The following is a 556-nucleotide window of genomic DNA, read 5'->3' as shown; positions in this document are numbered from 1 at the left end:
CCAGCCGGCCAGCAGTGCCTGGGTCGTCGTCGCGGGTTCCGGCCTGCCGCGGCTGCGCTCATGCCAGGCGGTGAGCCGATTGTAGCCGACGCAGACCGCAAACCGCACGACGATGACGATCATGATCGTCAGCAGCGAAAAGCGGGCCGCATCCCAGAGGTGATCCGCCGGCATTCCGCCGACGATGTCGCGAACCTGCATGCCCATCAGCAGGAAGGCCATGACGTTGAGAACGAACACGACGGCGGTCCAGACCGCGTAGGATTGCACCCGCATGCGCGCCGAGGAGCGGGCTTCGCTGCTTCTCGCGAGCGTCATTGCGAAGGCGACGATGGCAAGCACCGCCGACAGGCCGAGCCGTTCGGCGAGGATCCACAGAAGGAAGGTCTGGACGAACTGCAGGAGGATGCCGCCGAGCGTACCGGCGACGAACCGCATGAGATGCCGGACCACCCAGGCGGCCAGGACCCCGAGCAGCAGGCCGCCGGGCACCGCGACGGCAAGATGCAGCGCCACGCCCGCATCGAGACTGCCGGCCGATTGCACGGAGAGCGCC

General features: G+C 68.0%; 1 protein-coding gene. It reads right to left on the bottom strand.

Features of this window, described 5'->3' with window-relative positions; all coding sequences use genetic code 11:
• A partial coding sequence (locus MOV61_RS30180; protein WP_247139210.1) for a cation:proton antiporter occupies positions 1-556 on the bottom strand: 556 nt, incomplete at both ends.

It is taken from the genome of Neorhizobium sp. BETTINA12A, from assembly GCF_023006485.1.
GTDB lineage: Bacteria > Pseudomonadota > Alphaproteobacteria > Rhizobiales > Rhizobiaceae > Neorhizobium.
Note: the sequence above shows the minus strand (reverse complement) of the source record. Positions and strands in the feature narration are given on the sequence as shown.